This is a genomic window from Paenibacillus phocaeensis (assembly GCF_900021165.1).
GTDB classification, from domain to species: Bacteria; Bacillota; Bacilli; order Paenibacillales; family Paenibacillaceae; genus Fontibacillus; species Fontibacillus phocaensis.
The window spans coordinates 1-22,720 of sequence record NZ_FCOQ01000010.1; the positions used below are offsets into that span (position 1 = coordinate 1).

32 protein-coding genes, 1 rRNA gene and 2 other annotated features are annotated in these 22,720 nt (G+C 51.0%); of the genes, 2 read left to right on the plus strand and 31 right to left on the minus strand.

Features of this window, described 5'->3' with window-relative positions; all coding sequences use genetic code 11:
- The 3 genes from BN3795_RS05150 to BN3795_RS05160 form a co-directional block, all read right to left on the minus strand.
- Positions 1-701 (minus strand): 23S ribosomal RNA (locus BN3795_RS05150); the annotation flags it as partial.
- A 96-nt stretch (positions 702-797) separates the two neighbouring features.
- Positions 798-901: a sequence feature (23S ribosomal RNA rRNA prediction is too short), on the minus strand.
- Positions 902-977: 76 nt separating this feature from the next.
- Positions 978-1,863: a sequence feature (most likely nonfunctional fraction of RNA operon), on the minus strand.
- Positions 1,864-2,211: 348 nt separating this feature from the next.
- Positions 2,212-2,442, minus strand: a complete 231-nt coding sequence (locus tag BN3795_RS05155) for a hypothetical protein (protein ID WP_068783663.1) — start codon at positions 2,440-2,442, stop codon at positions 2,212-2,214.
- A gap of 141 nt (positions 2,443-2,583) precedes the next feature.
- Entirely contained in the window at positions 2,584-3,204 is a 621-nt protein-coding gene (locus BN3795_RS05160; protein WP_068783664.1) for a stage II sporulation protein M, read from the minus strand.
- A 126-nt stretch (positions 3,205-3,330) separates the two neighbouring features.
- Between BN3795_RS05160 and pdaB the strand changes: the two genes are divergently transcribed.
- Positions 3,331-4,140: a polysaccharide deacetylase family sporulation protein PdaB gene (gene pdaB, locus BN3795_RS05165; RefSeq protein ID WP_068783665.1), complete on the plus strand. Its 810-nt coding sequence runs from the start codon at positions 3,331-3,333 to the stop codon at positions 4,138-4,140.
- A gap of 20 nt (positions 4,141-4,160) precedes the next feature.
- Here the strand turns inward: pdaB and BN3795_RS05170 are convergent, their stop codons facing one another.
- Positions 4,161-4,769, minus strand: a complete 609-nt coding sequence (locus BN3795_RS05170; RefSeq protein ID WP_068783666.1) for a KinB-signaling pathway activation protein — start codon at positions 4,767-4,769, stop codon at positions 4,161-4,163.
- Between the two features lie 138 nt (positions 4,770-4,907).
- Here BN3795_RS05170 and gerD point away from each other — a divergent pair, with 138 nt between their 5' ends.
- A complete protein-coding gene (gene gerD, locus BN3795_RS05175) occupies positions 4,908-5,717 on the plus strand; it encodes a spore germination lipoprotein GerD (protein ID WP_068783667.1) in 810 nt (269 codons plus the stop codon).
- A gap of 45 nt (positions 5,718-5,762) precedes the next feature.
- Here gerD and BN3795_RS05180 read toward each other — a convergent pair whose 3' ends face one another.
- From BN3795_RS05180 to rplE, 27 genes are all read right to left on the minus strand, one after another.
- Positions 5,763-6,878 carry an Mrp/NBP35 family ATP-binding protein gene (locus BN3795_RS05180; RefSeq protein WP_068783668.1) on the minus strand — a complete coding sequence of 372 codons (1,116 nt, stop codon included), beginning with the start codon at positions 6,876-6,878 and terminating at the stop codon, positions 5,763-5,765.
- A gap of 44 nt (positions 6,879-6,922) precedes the next feature.
- Positions 6,923-7,693, minus strand: a complete 771-nt coding sequence (gene cwlD, locus BN3795_RS05185) for an N-acetylmuramoyl-L-alanine amidase CwlD (protein ID WP_068783669.1) — start codon at positions 7,691-7,693, stop codon at positions 6,923-6,925.
- 78 nt (positions 7,694-7,771) lie between these two features.
- Complete coding sequence (sat, locus tag BN3795_RS05190) at positions 7,772-8,941, minus strand: sulfate adenylyltransferase (protein ID WP_068783670.1); 1,170 nt, start codon at positions 8,939-8,941, stop codon at positions 7,772-7,774.
- A gap of 42 nt (positions 8,942-8,983) precedes the next feature.
- Positions 8,984-9,676 (minus strand): phosphoadenylyl-sulfate reductase, encoded by a 693-nt coding sequence (locus BN3795_RS05195; protein WP_068783671.1) that lies wholly within the window; start codon positions 9,674-9,676, stop codon positions 8,984-8,986.
- Positions 9,677-9,870: 194 nt separating this feature from the next.
- Positions 9,871-10,761, minus strand: a complete 891-nt coding sequence (locus BN3795_RS05200) for an FMN-binding protein (protein WP_068783672.1) — start codon at positions 10,759-10,761, stop codon at positions 9,871-9,873.
- A 160-nt stretch (positions 10,762-10,921) separates the two neighbouring features.
- Positions 10,922-11,314 (minus strand): 30S ribosomal protein S9, encoded by a 393-nt coding sequence (gene rpsI / locus BN3795_RS05205; protein ID WP_068783673.1) that lies wholly within the window; start codon positions 11,312-11,314, stop codon positions 10,922-10,924.
- A gap of 20 nt (positions 11,315-11,334) precedes the next feature.
- Positions 11,335-11,772, minus strand: a complete 438-nt coding sequence (rplM, locus tag BN3795_RS05210) for a 50S ribosomal protein L13 (RefSeq protein ID WP_068783674.1) — start codon at positions 11,770-11,772, stop codon at positions 11,335-11,337.
- Positions 11,773-12,046: 274 nt separating this feature from the next.
- Positions 12,047-12,388 (minus strand): TFIIB-type zinc ribbon-containing protein, encoded by a 342-nt coding sequence (locus BN3795_RS05215; protein WP_068783675.1) that lies wholly within the window; start codon positions 12,386-12,388, stop codon positions 12,047-12,049.
- 85 nt (positions 12,389-12,473) lie between these two features.
- Positions 12,474-13,253: a tRNA pseudouridine(38-40) synthase TruA gene (gene truA / locus BN3795_RS05220; protein ID WP_068783676.1), complete on the minus strand. Its 780-nt coding sequence runs from the start codon at positions 13,251-13,253 to the stop codon at positions 12,474-12,476.
- A 111-nt stretch (positions 13,254-13,364) separates the two neighbouring features.
- Positions 13,365-13,730 (minus strand): 50S ribosomal protein L17, encoded by a 366-nt coding sequence (gene rplQ / locus BN3795_RS05225; protein WP_059040338.1) that lies wholly within the window; start codon positions 13,728-13,730, stop codon positions 13,365-13,367.
- A gap of 37 nt (positions 13,731-13,767) precedes the next feature.
- Positions 13,768-14,712, minus strand: a complete 945-nt coding sequence (locus BN3795_RS05230) for a DNA-directed RNA polymerase subunit alpha (RefSeq protein ID WP_068783677.1) — start codon at positions 14,710-14,712, stop codon at positions 13,768-13,770.
- Between the two features lie 132 nt (positions 14,713-14,844).
- Complete coding sequence (gene rpsK, locus BN3795_RS05235) at positions 14,845-15,240, minus strand: 30S ribosomal protein S11 (protein WP_018753969.1); 396 nt, start codon at positions 15,238-15,240, stop codon at positions 14,845-14,847.
- A 19-nt stretch (positions 15,241-15,259) separates the two neighbouring features.
- Positions 15,260-15,628: a 30S ribosomal protein S13 gene (gene rpsM / locus BN3795_RS05240; RefSeq protein WP_036712625.1), complete on the minus strand. Its 369-nt coding sequence runs from the start codon at positions 15,626-15,628 to the stop codon at positions 15,260-15,262.
- Positions 15,629-15,649: 21 nt separating this feature from the next.
- On the minus strand, positions 15,650-15,763 hold the full coding sequence (gene rpmJ, locus BN3795_RS05245; RefSeq protein ID WP_003333770.1) for a 50S ribosomal protein L36: 114 nt from the start codon (positions 15,761-15,763) through the stop codon (positions 15,650-15,652).
- Positions 15,764-15,926: 163 nt separating this feature from the next.
- Positions 15,927-16,142 carry a translation initiation factor IF-1 gene (infA, locus tag BN3795_RS05250; RefSeq protein WP_059040336.1) on the minus strand — a complete coding sequence of 72 codons (216 nt, stop codon included), beginning with the start codon at positions 16,140-16,142 and terminating at the stop codon, positions 15,927-15,929.
- 2 nt (positions 16,143-16,144) lie between these two features.
- Positions 16,145-16,459 (minus strand): KOW domain-containing RNA-binding protein, encoded by a 315-nt coding sequence (locus BN3795_RS05255; RefSeq protein ID WP_068783678.1) that lies wholly within the window; start codon positions 16,457-16,459, stop codon positions 16,145-16,147.
- Between the two features lie 3 nt (positions 16,460-16,462).
- On the minus strand, positions 16,463-17,215 hold the full coding sequence (gene map, locus BN3795_RS05260) for a type I methionyl aminopeptidase (protein WP_068783679.1): 753 nt from the start codon (positions 17,213-17,215) through the stop codon (positions 16,463-16,465).
- A 5-nt stretch (positions 17,216-17,220) separates the two neighbouring features.
- Positions 17,221-17,865 (minus strand): adenylate kinase, encoded by a 645-nt coding sequence (locus tag BN3795_RS05265; RefSeq protein WP_068783680.1) that lies wholly within the window; start codon positions 17,863-17,865, stop codon positions 17,221-17,223.
- A 97-nt stretch (positions 17,866-17,962) separates the two neighbouring features.
- Positions 17,963-19,261 carry a preprotein translocase subunit SecY gene (gene secY, locus BN3795_RS05270; RefSeq protein ID WP_068783681.1) on the minus strand — a complete coding sequence of 433 codons (1,299 nt, stop codon included), beginning with the start codon at positions 19,259-19,261 and terminating at the stop codon, positions 17,963-17,965.
- Positions 19,261-19,701, minus strand: a complete 441-nt coding sequence (gene rplO / locus BN3795_RS05275) for a 50S ribosomal protein L15 (RefSeq protein ID WP_068783682.1) — start codon at positions 19,699-19,701, stop codon at positions 19,261-19,263. Before rplO ends, secY begins: the two co-directional genes overlap by 1 nt.
- Positions 19,702-19,753: 52 nt before the next feature.
- Entirely contained in the window at positions 19,754-19,939 is a 186-nt protein-coding gene (gene rpmD, locus BN3795_RS05280) for a 50S ribosomal protein L30 (RefSeq protein ID WP_018753977.1), read from the minus strand.
- Positions 19,940-19,951: 12 nt separating this feature from the next.
- Complete coding sequence (gene rpsE / locus BN3795_RS05285; protein WP_009226655.1) at positions 19,952-20,449, minus strand: 30S ribosomal protein S5; 498 nt, start codon at positions 20,447-20,449, stop codon at positions 19,952-19,954.
- Positions 20,450-20,478: 29 nt separating this feature from the next.
- A complete protein-coding gene (rplR, locus tag BN3795_RS05290; protein ID WP_068783683.1) occupies positions 20,479-20,847 on the minus strand; it encodes a 50S ribosomal protein L18 in 369 nt (122 codons plus the stop codon).
- An 84-nt stretch (positions 20,848-20,931) separates the two neighbouring features.
- Positions 20,932-21,474: a 50S ribosomal protein L6 gene (rplF, locus tag BN3795_RS05295; RefSeq protein WP_068783684.1), complete on the minus strand. Its 543-nt coding sequence runs from the start codon at positions 21,472-21,474 to the stop codon at positions 20,932-20,934.
- A gap of 30 nt (positions 21,475-21,504) precedes the next feature.
- A complete protein-coding gene (gene rpsH / locus BN3795_RS05300) occupies positions 21,505-21,903 on the minus strand; it encodes a 30S ribosomal protein S8 (RefSeq protein WP_068783685.1) in 399 nt (132 codons plus the stop codon).
- A 31-nt stretch (positions 21,904-21,934) separates the two neighbouring features.
- On the minus strand, positions 21,935-22,120 hold the full coding sequence (locus tag BN3795_RS24960; RefSeq protein ID WP_009226651.1) for a type Z 30S ribosomal protein S14: 186 nt from the start codon (positions 22,118-22,120) through the stop codon (positions 21,935-21,937).
- A 43-nt stretch (positions 22,121-22,163) separates the two neighbouring features.
- Positions 22,164-22,706 (minus strand): 50S ribosomal protein L5, encoded by a 543-nt coding sequence (rplE, locus tag BN3795_RS05305; protein ID WP_068783686.1) that lies wholly within the window; start codon positions 22,704-22,706, stop codon positions 22,164-22,166.
- Between the last annotated feature and the right edge of the window lie 14 nt (positions 22,707-22,720).

The following is a 22,720-nucleotide window of genomic DNA, read 5'->3' on the forward strand; positions in this document are numbered from 1 at the left end:
ATCGCCCTATTCAGACTCGCTTTCGCTGCGGCTCCACCTTCTCGGCTTAACCTTGCTTGCAAACGTAACTCGCCGGTTCATTCTACAAAAGGCACGCCATCACCCATAAAGAGGGCTCTGACTTCTTGTAAGCACACGGTTTCAGGTTCTTTTTCACTCCCCTTCCGGGGTGCTTTTCACCTTTCCCTCACGGTACTGCTTCACTATCGGTCACTAGGGAGTATTTAGCCTTACCAGATGGTCCTGGCAGATTCATACGGGGTTTCACGTGCCCCGCACTACTCGGGATCCGTCTCGGAGGGATTAGACTTTCGGTTACAGGGCTTTTACCTCTTCTAGCGGGCCTTTCCAGACCTCTTCGCCTAACCTAATCCTTTGTAACTCCATGTGAGACGTCCCACAACCCCGAAGAGCAAGCTCTTCGGTTTAGGCTAATCCGCGTTCGCTCGCCGCTACTAACGGAATCACTTTTGTTTTCTCTTCCTCAGGGTACTTAGATGTTTCAGTTCCCCTGGTCTGCCTCTTCATTGCCTATGAATTCAGCAATGAGTGACTAGGTATTACCCTAGCCGGGTTTCCCCATTCGGACACCCCCGGATCGATGCTTGCTTACAGCTCCCCGAGGCAGTTTCGTTGTTCGCCACGTCCTTCTTCGGCTCCTAGCGCCTAGGCATCCTCCGTGTGCTCTTAGTAGCTTAACCAACTACTAGTTTCACTTGTTTTGACACAAGTTCAGCTAAAAGGATTGTTCTAAAACGCAAATTTCGTTTCGTTTATCCAGTTTTCAAGGATCAANAGAACTCCGATACGATCAGGGTGGTATCCCAACGGCGCCTCCACCGAAGCTGGCGCTCCGGCTTCCTAGGCTCCCACCTATCCTGTACAAATCGTATCAAAGTCCAATATCAAGCTGCAGTAAAGCTCCATGGGGTCTTTCCGTCTTGTCGCGGGTAACCTGCATCTTCACAGGTATTAAAATTTCACCGGATCTCTCGTTGAGACAGCGCCCAAGTCGTTACGCCATTCGTGCGGGTCAGAATTTACCTGACAAGGAATTTCGCTACCTTAGGACCGTTATAGTTACGGCCGCCGTTTACTGGGGCTTCGGTTCATAGCTTCGGGGTAAACCCCTAACCACTCCCCTTAACCTTCCAGCACCGGGCAGGCGTCAGCCCGTATACTTCGCCTTGCGGCTTCGCACAGACCTGTGTTTTTGCTAAACAGTCGCTTGGGCCTTTTCACTGCGGCCCCCTCGAGCTATTCACTCTACCGGGGCACCCCTTCTCCCGAAGTTACGGGGTCATTTTGCCGAGTTCCTTAACGAGAGTTCTTCCGCGCGCCTTAGAATTCTCTTCTCGCCTACCTGTGTCGGTTTGCGGTACGGGCACCTTCTCCTGACTAGAGGCTTTTCTTGGCAGTGTGAGATCATGACCTTCGGTACTGTAAATTTTCCCTCCCCATCACAGCCTAGCCTTACGATGTGCGGATTTGCCTACACACCAGCCTCACTGCTTGGACGAGCATCCATCAGCTCGCGTCACTACCCTACTGCGTCACCCCATCGCTCATAACGGATTACGGTGGTACAGGAATTTAAACCTGTNTCCACCAACTAGCTAATGCGCCGCAGGCCCATCCGTAAGTGACAGATTGCTCCGCCTTTCCCAAATCCCCCATGCGAGGAATTTGCGTATCCGGTATTAGCTACCGTTTCCGGTAGTTATCCCAGTCTTACGGGCAGGTTGCCTACGTGTTACTCACCCGTCCGCCGCTAACCAACAGGTTCCGAAGAACCTATTAGTCCGCTCGACTTGCATGTATTAGGCACGCCGCCAGCGTTCGTCCTGAGCCAGGATCAAACTCTCCAATAAAGTTGTTACTTATTGAATAAGCTGATAGCTCATTTTGAATCTGACGAGATCGGATCGAATTTCAAGGCCGGAGTGAACCGGTTTGAAATTCATCCTTAAATCTCAGTTTATTACTCACTCGTTGTTCAGTTTTCAAAGATCAACTTCGTTCTTTCGTTCGTCGCTGCGTTTCAGCGGCGACTTTTATAATATATCACAGCCGGCTAGGTTTTTGCAAGAGGTGATTTAAACTTTTTTCTTGCCAATGTCATCCATCCTGCCGTTCTGCGGCTTGTCCTCAAAACAAGGACGAAAGCTAATTTACCACAAGGATAGCCCCGCCGTCAACTCCCCGTTCAGTCTATTCTCTGGCTTGCGGGAAGCGTGCACGACGGGCATATTTCGATAATTCCTTGGAAGGGGCAAATCGGGCGTACATACGGAAGATCGTTTTGTACCGATTGGAGATCGCATGACGGATATCCTGATCCAACCGCGTGTCGCTCATGTCCAGCAGCATTTCATCCAACTCTTTTCGCAGCACGTAGTCAAGTTCCTTGCATTCCTTATCGCTAAACAGCATTCCCAGCATGCGCAACACTCCTTATCAGCAAATGGTATAAGGTATCGGTCTCCTCTTCAAAGACGCTTTAATGTTATGCTCACTTTTTGGGAAATTTATGAATGCCTGTGAAAATAGTTGAGCGTATTAATTCCATTGCGAGGCTGAACCTTAGGCCCCTCCAACCAAATAAAAGGTAAGCGTGCTCTCAATAACTGCAGCCAGCAACAGCATTCCAACGACCCAGATCGCTCCGCGGCCGACGGAAACCAGGAAGCCCTTCCAGTCGACGGTGCGCTCGGAAGCCTCCCGGGATCCGGCCTCTCCCAAGCTTTTTAATATCAAGTATCCGAATTGCATCCCGAATCCCGCCGCGATCAGGATCGCCGGGATTTCGACGATGCCGTGGGGAAGCAAGCCGCGAACAATCAGGTCCGCCACATTTGCGCCCCCGCTGCTCGCTGACGTCACTACAAAGCCCAATGCCAACCCATTCATTAGCAAGAAGAACGCAGGCAGAATCCCGAAAATAGCCCCCAGTAAAATCGCCCCAATACTTTTTACCGCATTATTGAAGAAAATAAACAGAAAAAAATTCAACTCCGGATGATCCGACTGCGCCAAATTCCGGCTAACCTCGCCGAGTCGTTTAATATCCGGCATCACCAAACGAGTTAACGTATCGGCGTTAACCGCCCCAAGGACCAGTCCTACCGCAAAGATCAGGACCGAGAGCAGCATCGCCTTTCTATATTTGCGCAAATCCCCTAAAAATCTCCGAAACGAGAACATAACCAGGTCTCCTTATGAATTGTGATCGACGCAAAGCGTCATAAAGCTATGGAACAAGCATACATTGGTACAAGCGGATCAGTTCAAGATCATTTCAATCTGATGACGAGAGGGGCTTACAAGTTCATGAACAACTTCTTCTATGTCCTTAACGGGAAGAAAATCAAACGCTTTTTCTTTGTATTTGCCGCGGCCCTTTTTGCTGCCGGCGTCATTTACGTGGAACAGGGGCAGGTCACGGTGTTTTCCGAGGAAAGCGCTCCGTCGGCCATTTATAGCGTGTCCACGAACAAGAAAGTCATAGCCCTCACCTTCGATATCAGTTGGGGCGATACGCGGGCCGAGCCGATTCTCAAGGTATTGAAGGAGAAGAATGTGCAAAAGGCCACCTTCTTCCTGTCTTCCCCCTGGAGCAAGACCCATCCGGACATCGTCAAGGCGATTCAGCAGCAAGGTTATGAAATCGGAAGCCATGGCCATAAGCACACGAATTACAGCGGCCTGAGCGACGAGGAGATCTCCCGGCAAATCTCTACCGCACACACGATCCTGACCGAAGTAACGGGCCAAGCCCCCAAACTGCTGCGGCTTCCCAACGGCGACTTTGATAAGCGCGTCCTTAAAATTGCCGCAAATCAAGGCTACAAGGTCATTCAGTGGGATACCGATTCCCAGGATTGGATGAATAAAGGCGTACAGACCATCGTCGACCGCGTCGTAAAGAAAGCCCACCCGGGCGACATTGTTCTTCTGCATGCCAGCGATTCGGTAAAACAAACGCACGAAGCGCTGCCGATTATCATCGATGAGCTGCGCAAACAAGGGTACGAATTCGTAACCGTAACGGACCTGCTGCAGGAAGCCAGCGTCCAAGGCAACGAAGTCCGCGATCAAGCCTGGCTGCAAGAGCAGTTGGAATTCGCCACCGGCTTGTGATCGTAGCAAAAAAGCCCAGTTTAGGCTGGGCTTTTTTGAGTTTCTGAATTCCCCGAATTCAGGACTCGCTGCAGGATTAAAATCTGGTAGGCATTGCAAGCGATCAGCGGAGCAACAATCCAGGCGGTTGCGGAATTCACGCCAATCTTCAACACGCCGACAGTTTCCACAATCGTTACGGCAATCATAAAGAACAGCGTCGGGATCCAGGCGGTTGCATTTGTCAGCTTTGCCTTATAAAAGGCCGTACCGACGGCCACAATAAGCACAATGAAACCTAAGACGAGGTCGGAAACCCCGTTCTTCTCCCCGCCCACAAAAATTCGGAAGAACATCAGCTCCAGCAGCGCCAAAGCAGTTAAAACCAACTGCACGTATTGCCAGGTTCTTTTGGAGAAAACACCGTTCCCCATATAATTGATCATCAAATATGCAAAAAAGCCCATTTGGGAATACACGCTGACCATGATGCCGACCCCCAGCAATATTCCGACATTCACCAAAATATCCGTCACGCCTTTATATTGCAGCGTATCGGTCCATTGCAGGAGTAAACCAACGATCAGCGAACCCGCCGCCCCCACGGCCAAGGTTGTCCCAAATAAGTAAAGCCATTTTTTTAAATTCAAGCCCCTTCCACCTCCACTAACGAAATATTTTACCAACGATCCCGGTAAAAAACCATTGTTTTTAAGCTTTTCATTGGGATATTTCCGTTTTTAAGCTGCATACTAACTTCAGCAATGATGATAAGGAGGAAGGGAACCATGAAATGGCGGGGCACCCGTTGGATTCTATGCTTCTTATGTACATTTACTCTTCCGATAGCGGCTTGCGGCTCGGAACAAAGCTCCTCCTCTTCTTCCCAGGGTGGGGGATATAAGGAAACGAAATCCATGGTCATCGATATTCTGAAGACCGACGATGGCAAGAAGGCCATCTACGAAGCGTTAAGCACTCCCCCAAGCAGCAGCAGCGAAAGCGGCGGCGGCAGCGAAGGCGGCTCCGAATCGGGCTCGGATTCCGGTTCCGGATCGGGCGGTTCCGGCGGAAGCGGGGGCAGCAGCGGCGGTGGTGGAACGTTCGGGGTGAAAATGATTCTTCCATCCCAGACGTCCAACGAAGTACGCATGGCGGTCAAAGAAACGATTACCTCACCGGAATATAAGAAGGAAATCGAGAAGATCATGACGGATCCGCAGTTTGCCGGAGATTTTGCCAAAGCGGTAAACTCGCAAAGCAGGGAGCTCCATATGCAGCTGATCAAGGACCCCACGTATCAAAAGTCGATCAGCGATATCTTGAAGTCTCCGGAAGTCATGAAAATGTTCCTCGATTTAACCAAAACACCGGACTACCGCAAGCAGTCCATGACGGTGATGCAGGAAGCGATGCAAAGTCCATTGTTCAAGATGGAAGTGCTTGAGCTGCTGAAAACCGTTGTTCAAGAACAACTGCAGCCGAGGGTGGAAAAGGAACCGAAGCAAGGCGGTGACGGCGGTAGTGAAGAAGGCGGCGATGAAGGCGGTCAAAGCAAAGAAAGCGGTGGCGGAGGAGGCAGCGGTGGCGGCTCCTAACCGTTAACTGCGTGAGGTCAAAAAAAAAGACTGGCCCCGAAAGGGTCAGTCTTTTTCACATTTGAGCACGATCCGTTGGGCCAATTCCCCATACAGTTGGCCTACGGCTGTATCGGCTTTATACACGGATGGGGAAAAATCCGGTTCGGACGGATGGTTATCCGGCGCTCCCAGCGGGATTTGCGCCAGCAGATCGGTGTGCAAGGACTCCGCCAACCGCGCCCCTCCACCTCGGCCGAAGATATAATCCTTCTCACCGCATTTGGAGCATTCATAGTAGGCCATATTTTCGACCACGCCCAGCACTTCATGCTCGGTACGCAGCGCCATGGTGCCGGCCCGTGCGGCAACGAAAGCCGCAGTCGCATGCGGTGTAGTGACGATAATTTCCTGGCTCTGCGGAATCATCTGGTGCACATCCAGCGCGATATCCCCCGTGCCGGGTGGAAAATCGAGCAGCAGATAATCCAGCTCCCCCCACCGAACATCGCTGAAAAACTGCCGAAGCATCTTCCCCAACATCGGCCCACGCCAGATGACCGGGTTGTTGTCCTGGATAAAGAAGCCCATCGACATCACTTTGACGCCAAATCGTTCAACGGGCAATATCTCGCCATTCTCGACGATGGGCGCTTCTTCAATCCCCATCATGTCGGGAACGCTAAAGCCGTAGATGTCGGCATCAATCAAGCCGACTTTCTTGCCCTGACGCGCCAAGGCCACCGCCAGGTTGACCGTAACGGTCGATTTGCCGACCCCGCCTTTGCCGCTGGCCACGGCGATAAAATGAACGCCCGCTCCCGGATCAAGGATCGGCAGTTGTTCCAGTCCGGCTCCATGCCCCTTCAGCTCTTCCCTTGGACTGGTGGATGGATTTGCACCTTGGCGCACCGAACTAAATGCCGCCTCCCTTTCCTGCTCCGAGGCTTCCCGGAAGCGAAGGTGGACATCCTCCACGCCGGCCTCGGATAAACGGAAGCGGATTTCCCGCTCAGCTTCGGCCTGCGCCTCGCTGCCTTTCTCAAAGCCGACCACCGTTAACGATACGCGTTCTTCCTTGATCATGATGTCGCGAATCCACTGCAATTCCACCAGGCTAAGCCCCGTGGTGGGTTCCGCGACGGGGCGTAAAGCCGCCTGAAGCTGCTCTTTCGTAATCACTGACAGCACCTCGACTTCATCAGATAGTTGAATCTATTATATCATTACCTGACATCGTCTGCCGGGGTTTGTACCTTCTCGCCGGAATAATATCGCAGAATCCCTTGGTAGATCGAGGCGGCTACTTTCCGCTGGTACGATTCGCTGCCGAGCAATTCCGCTTCCCCTGGATTGGATAGAAAACCCACCTCCACCAGGACGGAAGGAATATTCACCGCTTCAAGCAAATACACTTTCTTGTCCGAACGGTTAGCGACCCGGTCGGTGTTCTCCAAATTCCGCCGAAGCTCTTCCTGAACGAGAGCAGCCAGATTCGCGCTATCCTCGTGATTGGGGTAATAGAAGGTTTGCGCCCCCCGCCAGCGCGGCGAAGGAATGCTGTTCATGTGGATGCTCACAAGCAAATCAGCCTGCTGTTCCTGGATAAAGCGAACGCGGGTTTTCAGATCCTCCGTCTTCCGCTTGCTGTAGCTCTTGGTACCCGCCTCCGCCAGGTCCCGGTCCTCTTCGCGTGTCATGACAACAACCGCACCTGCCTGTTGCAGATAGTCGCGCAGGTACAAGGAGACGGCCAGATTAATGTCCTTCTCGATCAGCCCCTGCTTGCTGCTCGCTCCGCCATCCGGCCCCCCGTGCCCGGCATCCAGTGCGATGATCTGCCCTGCCAGCGGAAGGCTCCAGTAGTTCCATGCTCTCTTTGTCGGCACCTCATAGAAGGCCATCCCGAGGATCAGGGCGGCAAGGCCGACGCCGATCAGCGCTATTTTAATGTGGGTCAGAGAAATCCATAACGTCACCTTGTCTCGATCGCGCATAAAAAAGCCACCTTTCTCCCTTCATGACATTACTCATGATATGGGACAAGGTGGACGAATATGACTCCAGAAGTGCAGTCAGTTATGGACTTGCTGCTTCATCCCTTCAATCAGGACCTCAGCCACTTCCGGCCGGGTGAATTCCGGCGGCGGACACACCCCGTCGCGCAGCAATCCGCGAACTTTCGTGCCGGACAAGGTTAAATGATCTTCCTTCGGATGCGGACAGGTCTTGCTCGAAGCCATATTCCCGCATTTGGTGCAGAAGAAGCTGTGTTCAAAGAACAGCGGCGAGATCCCCAGCTCCTCGGCAGTGAAATTCGAGAAAATTTCCTGTGCCTCGTACGTGCCGTAGTAATCGCCAACGCCCGCGTGGTCGCGCCCGACGATGAAATGGGTACATCCGTAATTTTTGCGTACCATCGCATGAAAAATCGCCTCACGCGGACCGGCATATCGCATAGCTGCGGGGAATACCCCCAGAAACGTGCGGTCTTCAGGATAATAGTTGGCCAGCAGAGTCAAATAACTCTTCATCCGAACATCCGCCGGAACGTCGTCCGATTTGGTCTCGCCTACCAGGGGATTCAGGAACAAAGCATCTACGATTTCCATGGCACTCTTCTGGATATATTCATGCGCCCGGTGAACCGGATTACGGGTCTGAAAACCAACCACCGTCTTCCAGCCCTTCTCGGCAAAAATGCGCCGCGTCTCCGACGGATCGAAGTAAAACTCCCTAAAGCGCGCAGGCTCGGGGCGATTCAGCACCTGGACCGCACCTCCCACATAATAAGGCGAACGCTCCAGCAGCTTCTTAACTCCAGGGTGTTCCGGATCATCGGTTTTAAACACCTTCCGGGCTTCCTCTGCCTGATCGACGGCATAAACGCTGCCAATCTCCAACAGGCCGTATACGACGCCATCCTGTTCGCCTACTAGCGCGACCTGCTCTCCAACCTCCAGGCTTTCCGCCTGCTCGCGGGCAACGGAGAGGGTAATCGGAATGCTCCAGACGGTCCCGTCCGCCAGTCGCATCCGCTCGAGGACCGATCGATAATCGTCTTCGTTCATAAAGCCGGTTAACGGCGAAAATGCTCCCACTCCAATCAAATCAAGGTCCGAAATCGTCCAGCTGTTGATCGAAATGGCCGGCAGTCCCTTTGCCGTTTCCAGGAGATGTTCCCGCTGTTCCCCCGTAACCAGACGGTTAATAAGACTTCCGCCATGCGGTAATATTGTCGTCACCCGTATCTCCCCCAATTCTGAAATCTTCTTCTTAGCCGCGATTTATTTATGCAGGCCGCACTCCGTCTTATCCGTACCGGACCAGCGCCCTGCACGAGGGTCCTCACCGGGCATAACCGGACGGGTACAATGTTCGCAGCCGATGCTTGGATAATTGCGGTCATGCAAAGGATTATAAATGAGCTCATGTTCGCGGATGTAGTTCCACACGTCTTCCGAAGTCCAATTGGCAATCGGATTGAACTTGACCAGGCCAAATTTAGCATCGTATTCGATTTTCTTCGCATTGGCCCGGGTTGGCGCCTGATCGCGGCGAATCCCGGTGATCCAGGCGTCGTAGCGGCCCAGAACCCGCGTCAGCGGCTCAACCTTACGAATGTTGCAGCAGGCGTTCGGATCCGATTTCCACAGCTCCTCGCCATGTTGCTCAGCCTGCTCTTCCGGAGTCAGCTTAGGGGACACCCGGACAAATTCCAGCCCATATTTGGCAGCAATGGCATCCCGGGTCTCATAGGTTTCTTGAAAATGAAAATCCGTGTCCAAGTAAAAAATATCGGTGGATGGGCTGACCTGCTGCAGCATATCGACCAGGACGACATCCTCAGCCCCAAAGCTGCAGGCAAAGGTGATATTCGGAAACGTCTCTACCGCCCAGGCGATAATCTCCTGGGGAGTGGACGCCTCAAATTCCTCGGCCTTAGCTGCAATCAACTGCTCTTTTTCCATTAAGTTCACTTTCCTCGGACCTCCCGCATTAGGATAAACAGGGTAAATCAATTATTATTCCAACTAATCTGATTTGAATTATATTTTTAAGTATATGTTATTCCCCTTAGAAGTCAATACAAAAAAAACCAAAATGAAAAAAAGACCTGGCCCCTCCAAAGAGAAGCCAGGTCACTCGTTATCTTATGGGTCGTCCAACCCGATTATTCTTTGATTTTGATCGCCTTAGCCTCGGTGTCGCCCACCTCAGCCATGTCGTCCAATGCGTATTCGACAAGCGCCTTAAAGTTGTTGGAAGAAGTCGTCGCTCCGGAGATGACGTCTACGTCGCCGATCAATTGCTTGTCAACGAGCTGCTTCTCCAGTTCCTCGGTATATTTCGCCGGATACGTCCCCGATTTTGGTTCCATGGCAGCTTTGTATCCTTCGTCTTCCGTTTTCAGCTTGCCTTCCTCGTTCACATAGTCAAAATTGGCGGCAGCGATCTTGTGATCCTTGATAGTCAGCTCCAACTGCGGTTTCCAGCCATGATCATCAAACGCTTCGGCTTCGACCTTATAAGTGCCGTCCTCGTACAGGTTAACGATCGCGTCGCTGGTATCGCCGGTTTTCGCATGCTCCAACGCGGCTGCAGCCAACTCGTTAAAATTTCTGGAGGAGTGGGTTGCGCCCGCAACGGCATCCACCTTTGCCGCATCCTGTACTTCGACGAGTTTGCTGCCGAGTTGGTCGAAGGCCTCGCGAGGCGTCATTTGGTTGAACTCTTTGAACGCGTTGGTGTAATTCTCGTCATTGGTGCGCAAATCCCCGTTTTCGTTCGTATAATCGTAATAGGCCTTTTCGATTTTACCGTCTTTCACCGTCACTTCTACGTAAGCGATCCAGTTCCTGACGTCCTTGCGATCATAAATGCCTTTGTACGTGCCGTCCTTAAACGTCCCCTCCGTTGCCGAATTGTCGGTCGTTGCCGCCGCGTCGTTCAAGCTCCCATCGACGGCTCCCGTAGTGTTGGCGGCTTCCTTGTCATTGCCGCCGCATGCGGTCAGGGCCAGCGCCAGAATAAGGGCAGCCCCCACGATCTTCAAGTTCTTCAAAATCACACCCCCACTTTTCATTGTTGTAGCTTCGGAAAAATCGTATCATGCGGCGGCTCAAATGTATGTGAAATATTGCACTTAGTGTGCGACATAGTTTACATTACCAAAAAAAGCCCTCCTCCGCAAAGCGGAAAAGGGCTTTCGTTGAACGTACAGATTAACGTTTCGAGAACTGAGGAGCACGGCGAGCTGCTTTAAGGCCGTATTTCTTCCGTTCTTTCATCCGTGGGTCACGAGTCAAGAATCCTGCTTTCTTCAATGCAGGACGGAATTCCGGATCTGCCTTGAGCAAAGCGCGGGAGATCCCGTGACGGATTGCACCGGCTTGACCGGAGATACCGCCGCCATGAGCAATGACGATCACGTCGTAATTCCCGAGCGTTTCTGTCAAAGTCAGCGGTTGTTTTACGATCAGCTTCAGCGTTTCCAAACCAAAATATTCGTTGATGTCGCGTTTATTGATGACAATGCGTCCTTCACCCGGTACAAGGCGAACACGAGCTACCGAATGTTTACGACGACCTGTCCCATAGTATTGTACTTGTGCCATGAAACTGTCCTCCCTTTTAATTATCCGCGAAGTTCGTAAACTTCAGGTTTTTGTGCCGCATGTGGATGCTCTGTGCCAGCGTAAGCTTTCAGTCTCAGCTTCATTTTCTCGCCTTGGCGAGTTTTAGGCAGCATGCCGTGAACGGCGGACTCGATTACACGTTCAGGTTTCGTTCTCAGCAAATCCTTGGCAACCGTCACTTTCAAACCGCCTGGATGCAGGGAATGACGATAGTATTTTTTGTTATCCATTTTTTTGCCGGTCAGGGCAATTTTCTCCGCATTGATGACGATGACGAAATCACCGCTGTCAACGTGTGGAGTAAATTGGGGTTTGTGTTTACCGCGGATAAGAGCAGCAGCTTCGCTAGCCAAACGGCCCAGCGTTTTGCCTTCGGCATCGATGATGTGCCATTTGCGCTCTACTTCGCCTGGCTTCGCCATATAAGTGGTACGCATGTAAAGATCCTCCTTCAAGTTCGTCCGAAATGGTTCATCCTGCTGAAAACGATCTTGCTCTTCGGGTCGCTAGACCTCTCCAGCAGATTTATCTTCGATCGTTTCATTCTTGTCTAAGCAAGCTTAAAGTCTTGTTTGAGCGGTCTTCTCGATTGGGGGCTGTGGGATAGCCATCAAGAAAACACAACTTTTATTTTACAGGAACCACATTTAATACGCAAGCTTTTTTTCAGAAAGATAATCTAAGATCATCCCGAAAGATCCGGGAATATCGTTAATCAAACAGATCCCCAAAAATGTCCAACGCCGACTTCTTTTTCTTCGGTTTGTAATGTCCCTGCTGCGGGTATCTGGGGTCATAACCCGGCTTCGGAGGGTATCCGGATGGTGTCTTGGCTTGCTTGTATGGATCCCCGTTCCGCCGATCCTCATATCGATCCTCACGGCGTTCGTACCATTCGTTAAACGCCGGCCGAATTTCCCGGATTTCGCTCATCAGTTTCTCCAACTCGCCCCGGTCGAGCCAGACCCCTTTGCAATCCGGACAAACATCGATCAGCACGCCGTCTTTCTCTACCTCACGCATACGCACATCGTTACATACTGGACATTTCAAGGCAAAGTCCTCCTTTATTAGCTCCATATATCTTACTTTTTAAATAAGTTACGGATTGCCGTCCCCAAGGTTTCAGTTTTGCCTTTTATTCCAGCCTCTCATCGTACTCCACACTCCAAAGCATGAGCCCCTTACTCTCAGCCGTTGGGCCTGCCGCCTTCCGGTCCTTCGCCTCCAGAATCGCCTTCATCGCAGCCGGCGCTCGCTTGCCTTCGCCAATCTCCAGAAGTGTTCCAACGATGATTCTGACCATGTGCTGCAAGAATCCATTGCCGGTGATGTAGAAATGGAGAATCCCTTGGCCCGAGGTACCCGGAAGTTTCGCTGATGAATCCACAACGATCCGGGCATCATAAATAGTACGAACGTGGCTCGCCTTCGTGGAGTGACGTGAAGCAAATGAAGTGTAATCATGAGTCCCAAGCAAATGCGGCAGACTCTCCTGCATCGCTTCAACGTTTAACTTCCCTGGATGATGGAACTGATAATTCCGTTGAAACACATCGGGGATGCGGTTGGCATTGATCGTATAGCGATAAGTTTTCCGTTTGGCCGAACGTCGGGAATGGAAATCGAGCGGGACCTCCTGGGCGGTTAACACGCGGATATCGGAAGGGAGCCGTCCGTTCAGCGCCATACACCAGCGTTCTACAGGAATTTGCGAAGCGGTGTGGAAATGGAACGGCTGCTGCCGGGCATGCACCCCGGCATCGGTTCGCCCGGAGCCATGAATCTTGATGATTTCACCAGTCAACTGGCGAATGGCTTCCTCGATATGATCCTGAACCGTGTTCCCACCCGGCTGGGTTTGAAAGCCGAAATAGTTCGTTCCGTCGTAACTGACGGTCATCAGCAAGTTGCGCATCGGTCCCTTCCTTTCTCGTCGCCGGATTCCAATAAAAAAACTCTCCGAAAGCTTAGCCATAAGGCGAGCCGACAGAGAGTTTTACACGCTAGACAGGGAGAATCTCCCGAATTATGCGCGGTCTACCAGTTCCAGATAAACCATAGGAGCAGCGTCGCCGCGGCGAGGTCCCAGCTTCAGGATACGAGTGTATCCGCCTGGACGGCTGGAATAACGTGTTGCCAATTCGTTGAACAGCTTTTGGATTGCATCCTGCTCGCCGTCGATCGATTCGCGGCGAACGTAAGCTGCCACTTGACGACGGGCGTGCAGGTCACCGCGTTTTGCCTTGGTGATCAGCTTCTCGGCGATCGAGCGAACTTCTTTCGCCTTCGCTTCCGTCGTTTGGATGCGTTCGTATAAGAACAGGTCGGTTACCAGGTCGCGGAACAAAGCTTTACGCGCGCTGGAATCGCGGCCCAACTTTTGATATGCCATGAGTTTTCCCTCCTTCGCTAGAACGATTCAAGTGAACTTATTCTTCAGTGCGCAATCCCAAACCCAGCTCCTCGAGCTTCTCTTGAACTTCCTCCAAAGATTTACGACCCAGGTTCCGCACCTTCATCATATCTTCTTCGGTTTTCGTCGTCAGCTCTTGTACCGTATTGATTCCGGCACGCTTGAGGCAGTTATAGGAACGAACGGAGAGATCAAGCTCTTCAATCGTCATTTCAAGCACTTTTTCTTTCTTGTCTTCTTCCTTCTCGACCATGATTTCCGCGTCTTTCGCTTCGTCCGTAAGTCCTACGAACAAGAAGAGATGCTCGGTCAAAATCTTGGCGCCGAGGCTCACCGCTTCTTCAGGTCTGATACTGCCATCGGTCCACACTTCAAGCGTAAGCTTGTCGTAGTTGGTCACTTGGCCAACCCGGGTATTCTCTACCACGTAGTTGACCCGAGTAATCGGGGTATAGATCGAATCGACGGGAATGACACCGATCGGTTGATCATCTCGTTTATTTCGATCTGCCTGAACGTAACCACGACCGCGGCCTGCGTAGATGCGCATATGGAGTCTCGAACCCGGTTCAAGCGTAGCAATATGCAAGTCCGGATTCAAAATTTCCACGTCGCTGTCCGCACGGATATCTCCTGCCGTAATCACTCCCTCGCCTTCCGCATCGATTTCGAGGATTTTCTCCTCATCCGAATGAATTTTCAGCGAGAGAGCTTTCAGGTTCAGGATAATCTCCGTAACGTCTTCCATAACGCCCGGTACGGTCGCGAATTCATGCAGAACTCCATCGATTTGGACCGAGGTTACCGCAGCACCCGGCAGAGAAGAGAGCAAAATCCGGCGAAGCGAGTTGCCCAGTGTGGTGCCATACCCACGTTCAAGTGGTTCTACTACAAATTTCCCATAGGTGCCTTCATCGTTAACTTCTACGGTCTCGATTTTTGGCTTTTCGATTTCTATCACGAAAGTACCCCTCCTTCAAAACGTCGTTCCTTTGAAACTGCCTGATGTGCTGAAGTGTGTAACGTAGTATGCCTAAACAACCATTGTTCCCAATTGACGCTGTTGTTATACCACGGCTTCAGCGCGGCTTCATTAAACGCGGCGGCGTTTTGGAGGACGGCAGCCGTTATGAGGAATTGGAGTCACGTCTTTGATCATGTTGACTTCAAGGCCTGCCGCTTGCAAGGAGCGGATAGCGGCCTCACGGCCAGCACCAGGGCCTTTAACCATAACCTCAACGCTCTTCATGCCATGTTCCATCGCAGCTTTAGCAGCAGATTCTGCAGCCATTTGCGCGGCAAACGGAGTCGACTTACGGGATCCTTTGAATCCAAGACCGCCGGAGCTGGCCCAAGAGATCGCATTACCGTGCGGATCCGTAATGGTTACAATCGTATTATTGAAGGTGGAGCGGATATGAGCCACGCCAGATTCAATATTTTTCCGGTCACGACGTTTCGTACGTACGACTTTTTTTGGTTTAGCCATTGTCTGTTATCCCCCCTTCTTATTTCTTCTTGTTCGCTACTGTACGACGAGGACCCTTACGAGTACGGGCATTCGTTTTCGTACGTTGTCCGCGAACCGGCAAGCCGCGACGATGACGCACTCCGCGGTAGCAGCCAATCTCGATCAAACGTTTAATATTTAAGGAAATTTCACGACGCAGGTCGCCTTCCACCTTGACCGTCTTGTCGATCGTTTCGCGTAGTTTGCTAACCTCATCTTCCGTCAAATCACGAACACGAGTGTCCGGATTGATGCCTGTTGTGCTCAGGATTTTCTGGGAAGTCGTTTTACCGATTCCGAAAATGTAAGTTAAGGCGATCTCAACGCGTTTATCACGTGGCAAATCCACACCAGCAATACGTGCCATTTTACGCTACACCCCCTTCAATTAACCTTGTTTTTGTTTGTGTTTCGGATTTTCGCAAATCACCATGACATTGCCTTTGCGACGAATGACTTTGCATTTTTCGCAAATCGGCTTTACAGAAGGTCTTACCTTCATGCTGATTACCTCCTAAAAGTTTTACAGAAGTAAAACTGGGATCGAAAGCATACGTAAAGTTTTGCGAAGCAAAACTCGAACCGCAGGCATTCTAATCATAAACTACTCTCTGAAACAACTCAACCTGAATATTGTACCACAACTTTACCTTAATGGGTATAGTCTATTTGCGGTAGGTAATCCGGCCTTTCGTCAAATCATACGGCGAAAGCTGAACAACCACTTTGTCCCCTGTCAAAATGCGGATAAAGTGCATCCGCAGCTTACCGGAAACGTGAGCGAGAATTTGATGCCCATTCTCCAGCTCCACTTTGAATGTAGCATTCGGCAATGGTTCAATAACCACGCCTTCGACTTCAATGACATCTTCTTTAGCCACAGTCAGTCTCCTTTCTCTTCAGCCATAGAATCGGCGGAGTTCTGATAAACAAGAACCGCATGCCGCAGTTTCCCGTTCGTCACCCGTCCGCTTTCCTGCAAACTATGAACAACCTCGCTGCTGACTATGGGCAGTAGCTCAAGATGCTGGGCATTTTTACGTTTGGGTGCATCAAACTTTCGTTTGTTTCCATCCGCGATCCAGACGAATCTGTCGTCCGGAATCCCGACAATCACATAAATCGCCCCGGCATCTCTGCCTTTGAGAACTTTCACCAACTGACCGACTTGCGGCTCCGAGCGTTCTTTCACGTTCATCACCTACGCATTCAGCTTCGTGAAAATTTCCATTCCGTCCGGCGTTACAGCTACCGTATGCTCGAAATGAGCGCACAGTGAACCATCTACCGTGACCACTGTCCAGTTGTCTTCCAGCGTCTTAACATATCGCTTCCCCATGTTCACCATCGGTTCGATCGCCAGGACCATCCCGGGCTTCAGCCGGGGTCCCCGGTCTGGCAAACCATAATTCGGAATTTGCGGTTCTTCGTGCAAGCTCGCGCCAATGCCGTGACCGACATATTCCCGAACGACGGAAAAACCGGCAGCTTCGATAAATTGCTGAATTGCATGCGAGATCGTGAACAATCGAACATCCGGTTTAACGAGCTCAAGGCCCGCGTACAGAGATCCTTCGGTGACTTCCAAGAGCTTCTTGGCTTCGTCCGAAATCTTGCCCACCGGATAAGTCCACGCCGAGTCCCCATGGAAACCACGATACTCCGCGCCGATATCCAAAGTGATGATATCGCCTTCGTTCAATTTGCGTTTGCCGGGAAATCCGTGTACCAATTCTTCGTTGACCGAAGCGCAAATACTATAAGGAAAACCGTTGTAACCTTTAAAGGACGGCACGGCGCCCTGACTGCGAATGTATTTATCGGCGAGTTGATCGAGTTCCCCCGTCGTAATTCCAGGCTCAATCGATTGCGCCATGAGCCTGTGCGTTTCCGCTACGATCCGCCCAGCTTCTCGCATAAAGCCTAGTTCCGTTTCGGATTTACAAATGATCATTACACCTAACCTCGCAGTAGTGACACGATTTCTTTCGAAACCGCATCGATTTCCTGTTCACCATCTACCTGACGCAACAGGCCTTTATCTTCGTAGAACTTCAGAAGCGGTGCGGTTTTGTTGATATATTCGTCCAAACGAGTGCCCACGCTCTCCTCGTTATCATCCGAGCGTTGGTACAGCTCGCCGCCGCATTTATCACAAACACCTTCCTGAGCCGGAGGATTAAAGATCACATGATAAGTGGCGCCGCAGGATTTGCAAATCCGGCGTCCGGTCAGCCGCGCCAGCAGCTTGTTCCGGTCCACTTTCAGGTTGATGACGTGGTCCAGCTTGCGACCCAGACCTTCAAGCAGCTCTTCCAGCGATTCCGCTTGCGAAAGGGTTCTTGGAAAACCGTCCAATAAAAAACCTTTTTCGCAATCGGGCTGCTGCAAGCGTTCGCGAACGATCCCCACTGTCACATCATCAGGCACGAGCAGTCCCTGATCCATATATTCCTTCGCTTTCATCCCCACAGGTGTTCCCTGTTTGATTGCCAGGCGAAATGCGTCGCCAGTAGAGATATGAGGAATACCGAATTCGTTAACGATTGTCTCGGCTTGTGTTCCTTTTCCTGCTCCGGGAGGCCCCATGAATAGTAGGTTCATGTCTCTCACTCCCTCCAAGACTTCTCTACAACAAGAAATAGCGCAGTTAGGTGCCAGGCAAGGGCGCTTGCACGACCCTGTTCCTGGTACCTACCGACTATTTATTAATGAAACCTTTATAGTGACGTTTGATCAATTGGCCTTCGATGGTCTTCATCGTATCCAGCGCAACGCCGATCACGATCAGAATCGAAGTACCGCCGATCAGAACCGAACTTGGCAGTCCCGCCAAAGCTCCCAAGCCCATAGGGAGAATGGAAATGGCAGCCAAGAAAATAGCACCGGTCATCGTCAGACGGGTCAACACCCGAGTGAGATAGGTTTCCGTCGTTTTACCCGGACGGATCCCAGGAATATACCCACCGTTTTTCTTCATGTTCTCCGCCATCTGTTGCGGGTTCATCTGTACGAACGTATAGAAGAACGTGAAGCCGATGATCATGATTACATAAAGCACCATCCCGAGCGGACGGTTGGTGGACAAGTTGCTGCTGATCCATTGCGCCCAAGTGTGCGTCGACCAGAAGCTGGCGATGACCACCGGGAACTGCAGCAAGGAAACGGCGAAAATGACCGGGATGACGCCGGCAGCGTTGATTTTGAGCGGAATATGGGTATTCTGCCCGCCATACATTTTATTGCCGACGACGCGTTTCGCGTATTGTACCGGAATTTTCCGAATCGCTTGTTGGACGTAAATGACGCCGATCACGATCAATACGCATACGAGGACAATCGCAATGGACTTCACCACGTTGATAAACGCTGCACCTTCAACAATAAACTCGGATTGAGCTATCGTTGTGATATGCGATGGAATGGTAGCGATGATCCCCGCAAAGATAATCAGCGAGATCCCGTTGCCGATCCCTCTTTCGGTAATCTGCTCACCTAACCACATCAGGAACGATGTACCGGCCGTTAACACGATCGCAATGACCAGATAGTCACCAAACGTTGCGTTTGGTACCATCTCCGTACCATACAACCGGTTAAAACCAATCGATGTGGCAAAAGCCTGAATCACGGCCAAAATGACGGTTCCGTAACGGGTCACCTGTGCCATTTTCTTCTTGCCGTGTTCCCCTTGCTTGGCCCATTCCGCGAATTTCGGAATGACGTCCATGGACAAGAGTTGTACGATGATGGAAGCCGTGATATAAGGCATGATCCCGAGGGCGAAGATGGAGAAGTTCTTCAGGGCGCCGCCCGAGAAGGTGTTCAAGAACCCTAACAAGTCGCTTCCAGCCGTGTTCGTCGCCTCGAAGACGTCTTTATTAACGCCCGGAACCGGAACGAAGGAACCGATCCGGTAAATGAGGAAGATGAACAACGTGAACAAAATGCGGTTGCGAAGGTCTTGAACATGCCATATGTTCTTAATGGTTTTAAACATTAGATCACCTCGGTTTTACCGCCGGCAGCCTCGATTTTCTCTACCGCAGATTGGGAGAACTTATTCGCTTTAACTGTCAGCTTGACAGTAATTTCACCGTTGCCGAGAATCTTGATGCCGCTCTTCGCGTCTTTCACGATTCCTTGTTCAAACAACAGCTCAGGAGTTACTTCCGTATCCGCCGCAAAGTTGTTCAAATCTTCGATGTTCACAATCGCATACTCTTTCCGCGTCGGATTGATGAACCCGCGTTTCGGCAAGCGACGATACAGCGGGTTTTGACCGCCTTCGAAGCCCGGACGCACACCACCGCCGGAACGAGCGTTTTGACCTTTATGACCGCGAGTAGACGTTTTACCCATACCGCTACCTGTACCGCGGCCAACGCGCTTGCGTTCTTGGCGGGAGCCAGGAGCTGGAGAAAGCTCATGTAACTTCATCGTTCGTTGCACCTCCTTATTTATTGTTGGCACTTATATTTATTGAAATCCATTAGCCTTCGATTTCTTGAACCGATACCAAGTGGCTCACTTGATTAACCATGCCGCGAATGGCCGGGTTGTCGTTGTGAACAACGGATTGGTTGATTTTGCGAAGACCCAATGTTTTCACGGTAGTACGTTGGTTCTCCGGACGACCGATCAAACTACGCACGAGGGTAATTTGCAGTTTAGCCATGAGATTCCCTCCTTAACCGAGAAGTTCTTCGACGGTTTTACCGCGCAATTTCGCAACATCTTCAGCGCGTTTCAGACGGGACAAGCCCTCCAAAGTCGCGTTGACCATGTTGATGGAATTCGAAGAACCCAAAGATTTAGTCAAAATGTCGCCTACGCCTGCCAGTTCGAGAACCGCACGAACCGGACCGCCAGCGATAACCCCGGTACCTTCAGATGCCGGTTTCAGCAGAACGCGGCCAGCTCCGAAGTGCCCGATTACTTGGTGAGGGATCGTAGTGCCTACAAGCGGAACATGCACAAGGTTTTTCTTCGCATCTTCGATGCCTTTGCGGATGGCATCAGGCACTTCGCCTGCTTTACCGATCCCGGCGCCAACCCAGCCTTTGCCGTCGCCGACAACTACAAGCGCGCTGAAGCTAAAACGACGTCCGCCTTTAACTACTTTAGCTACGCGGTTAATGTTTACAACTCTTTCTGTCAGTTCTAAAGTGTTCGGATCTACACGCAAGTCGTTAACCTCCTTTTAGTAATTATTTTTTAGAATTCCAGGCCTGCTTCGCGAGCTGCGTCAGCCAGCGCCTGAATCCGTCCATGGTACAAGTATCCTCCGCGGTCAAATACAACGTTCTTGACCCCTTTTTCTTGACCGCGTTTTGCGATCAATTCGCCGACTTTGCGAGCGGATTCCACGTTGCCGCCATTGCCGATCGAACCGCTCAGTTCTTTATCGACGGTCGATGCGCTGGCCAGCGTTACCCCTGCCACGTCGTCGATCAGTTGAGCGTAGATATGTTTGGAAGAACGGTATACGTTCAGTCTTGGACGAGCTGCCGTTCCTTGGACTTTTTTACGTACACGCAGATGTCTTTTCAGACGTGCTTTGTTCTTATCACCTTTTGTAATCATGACTTCCCTTTCACTCCCTTCGGTTTACCACTATCGGACATTTCACTTCAAGACGCCAGAAGGCGAGGCACGTTAAGAAGAAGCTTATTTCTTCTTACCGGCTTTACCTTCCTTACGAATGATGCGTTCGCCTTCATACTTGATCCCTTTGCCTTTGTACGGCTCAGGTTCGCGGACGGAACGAATTTTAGCGGCGTATTCGCCTACGCGCTCTTTATTGATCCCTTTAACGATGATCTTCGTATTCGTAGGCACTTCAAATTCGATGCCCGCTTCCGGAGTGATTTCCACCGGGTGGGAGTAACCCACGTTCAGAACCAGTTTGTTGCCGGTCAAGCTTGCGCGGTAACCGACACCAACCAGCTCGAGCGATTTGGAGAAGCCTTCCGTTACCCCGCTGACCATGTTGCTCACAACGGAGCGGGTCGTGCCATGCAGGGAACGATGTAATTTATTGTCAGAAGGACGTTCAACGGAGATCACGTTGCCTTCAACCGATACTTTGATGTCCTTGTGAAGCTCGCGAGTCAAAGTGCCTTTCGGCCCTTTTACCGTAATGACGCTATTATCAAGTGTGACATCCACACCACTTGGTACTGTAATTGGTTTGCGACCAATACGAGACATTTATTGCACCTCCTTGTTATAAGACGTAAATTACCAAACGTAGCAGACAACTTCGCCGCCGGCTTTGGACTGGCGCGCTTCTTTGTCCGTCATGACACCTTTGGAAGTGGAGATAATCGCGATACCCAAGCCGCCGAGGACACGAGGAACTTCATTGCTTTTCGTGTACACGCGAAGGCCTGGTTTACTGATTCTCTTAAGTCCAGAGATGACGCGTTCGTTGTTCGGGCCGTATTTCAGGAAAATACGGATGATCCCTTGTTTGTTATCCTCGATATATTCAGCGTCACGGATGAAACCTTCACGCTTCAGGATCTCAGCGATTTGTTTCTTGATCGTGGACGCAGGCAGTTCAACCGTCTCGTGACGCACCGTATTGGCGTTACGAATACGAGTAAGCATATCTGCAATTGGATCAGACATAGTCATTAGTGTAAACCTCCTTCCCGTTGTTGATGGATTACCAGCTTGCTTTTTTCACGCCAGGAATCTGGCCTTTATAAGCTAATTCACGGAAGCAAATTCTGCAAATTTTGTACTTTTGCAATACCGAATGTGGGCGACCACAACGTTCACAACGGGTATAAGCCCGCACTTTGAATTTAGGTGTACGTTGTTGTTTAACTTTCATTGAAGTTTTAGCCACTTAGCCTGACACCTCCTAAATAGTTTCGGAGAAAATGGACCTGTTACTTAGCAAACGGCATGCCGAGTTGCGTCAAGAGCTCGCGGGATTCTTCGTCAGTTTTCGCCGTTGTGACGATGACGATATCCATACCGCGCACTTTATCCACTTGATCGTATTCGATCTCAGGGAAAATCAGCTGCTCTTTCAGGCCCAGCGTATAGTTGCCGCGACCGTCGAATGCTTTCGTCGATACGCCGTGGAAGTCACGGACACGCGGAAGCGTTACATTAAACAGTTTGTCGAGAAAATGATACATGCGGTCACCGCGAAGCGTTACTTTCACGCCGATCGGCATGTTCTCACGCAGTTTAAATCCGGCGATGGATTTCTTCGCACGGGTGATTACCGGCTTTTGGCCTGCGATCAGCTGCATGTCGTTCACTGCGGAATCAAGCACTTTGGAGTTCGCTACGGCGTCACCAACACCCATGTTGATAACAACCTTCTCGATTTTCGGCACTTGCATTACCGTTGTATAGTTGAATTTTTGAACCAAAGCAGGTGTTACTTCGTTCAAAAAGCGTTCTTTCAATCTTGCTGCCATGAATCATGGACCTC

Bases quoted from the DNA above. Each gene is read 5' to 3' on its own strand.
- BN3795_RS05155 (WP_068783663.1), bottom strand. From the start codon at position 2,442: ATGCTGGGAATGCTGTTTAGCGATAAGGAATGCAAGGAACTTGACTAC.
- BN3795_RS05160 (WP_068783664.1), bottom strand. From the start codon at position 3,204: ATGTTCTCGTTTCGGAGATTTTTAGGGGATTTGCGCAAATATAGAAAG.
- pdaB (WP_068783665.1), top strand. From the start codon at position 3,331: ATGAACAACTTCTTCTATGTCCTTAACGGGAAGAAAATCAAACGCTTT.
- gerD (WP_068783667.1), top strand. From the start codon at position 4,908: ATGAAATGGCGGGGCACCCGTTGGATTCTATGCTTCTTATGTACATTT.
- cwlD (WP_068783669.1), bottom strand. From the start codon at position 7,693: ATGCGCGATCGAGACAAGGTGACGTTATGGATTTCTCTGACCCACATT.
- rpsI (WP_068783673.1), bottom strand. From the start codon at position 11,314: ATGGCACAAGTACAATACTATGGGACAGGTCGTCGTAAACATTCGGTA.
- rplM (WP_068783674.1), bottom strand. From the start codon at position 11,772: ATGCGTACCACTTATATGGCGAAGCCAGGCGAAGTAGAGCGCAAATGG.
- truA (WP_068783676.1), bottom strand. From the start codon at position 13,253: ATGCGCAACTTGCTGATGACCGTCAGTTACGACGGAACGAACTATTTC.
- rplQ (WP_059040338.1), bottom strand. From the start codon at position 13,730: ATGGCATATCAAAAGTTGGGCCGCGATTCCAGCGCGCGTAAAGCTTTG.
- rpsK (WP_018753969.1), bottom strand. From the start codon at position 15,240: ATGGCTAAACCAAAAAAAGTCGTACGTACGAAACGTCGTGACCGGAAA.
- rpsM (WP_036712625.1), bottom strand. From the start codon at position 15,628: ATGGCACGTATTGCTGGTGTGGATTTGCCACGTGATAAACGCGTTGAG.
- rpmJ (WP_003333770.1), bottom strand. From the start codon at position 15,763: ATGAAGGTAAGACCTTCTGTAAAGCCGATTTGCGAAAAATGCAAAGTC.
- BN3795_RS05255 (WP_068783678.1), bottom strand. From the start codon at position 16,459: ATGAACGTGAAAGAACGCTCGGAGCCGCAAGTCGGTCAGTTGGTGAAA.
- map (WP_068783679.1), bottom strand. From the start codon at position 17,215: ATGATCATTTGTAAATCCGAAACGGAACTAGGCTTTATGCGAGAAGCT.
- BN3795_RS05265 (WP_068783680.1), bottom strand. From the start codon at position 17,865: ATGAACCTACTATTCATGGGGCCTCCCGGAGCAGGAAAAGGAACACAA.
- secY (WP_068783681.1), bottom strand. From the start codon at position 19,261: ATGTTTAAAACCATTAAGAACATATGGCATGTTCAAGACCTTCGCAAC.
- rplO (WP_068783682.1), bottom strand. From the start codon at position 19,701: ATGAAGTTACATGAGCTTTCTCCAGCTCCTGGCTCCCGCCAAGAACGC.
- rpmD (WP_018753977.1), bottom strand. From the start codon at position 19,939: ATGGCTAAACTGCAAATTACCCTCGTGCGTAGTTTGATCGGTCGTCCG.
- rplR (WP_068783683.1), bottom strand. From the start codon at position 20,847: ATGATTACAAAAGGTGATAAGAACAAAGCACGTCTGAAAAGACATCTG.
- rplF (WP_068783684.1), bottom strand. From the start codon at position 21,474: ATGTCTCGTATTGGTCGCAAACCAATTACAGTACCAAGTGGTGTGGAT.
- rpsH (WP_068783685.1), bottom strand. From the start codon at position 21,903: ATGACTATGTCTGATCCAATTGCAGATATGCTTACTCGTATTCGTAAC.
- rplE (WP_068783686.1), bottom strand. From the start codon at position 22,706: ATGGCAGCAAGATTGAAAGAACGCTTTTTGAACGAAGTAACACCTGCT.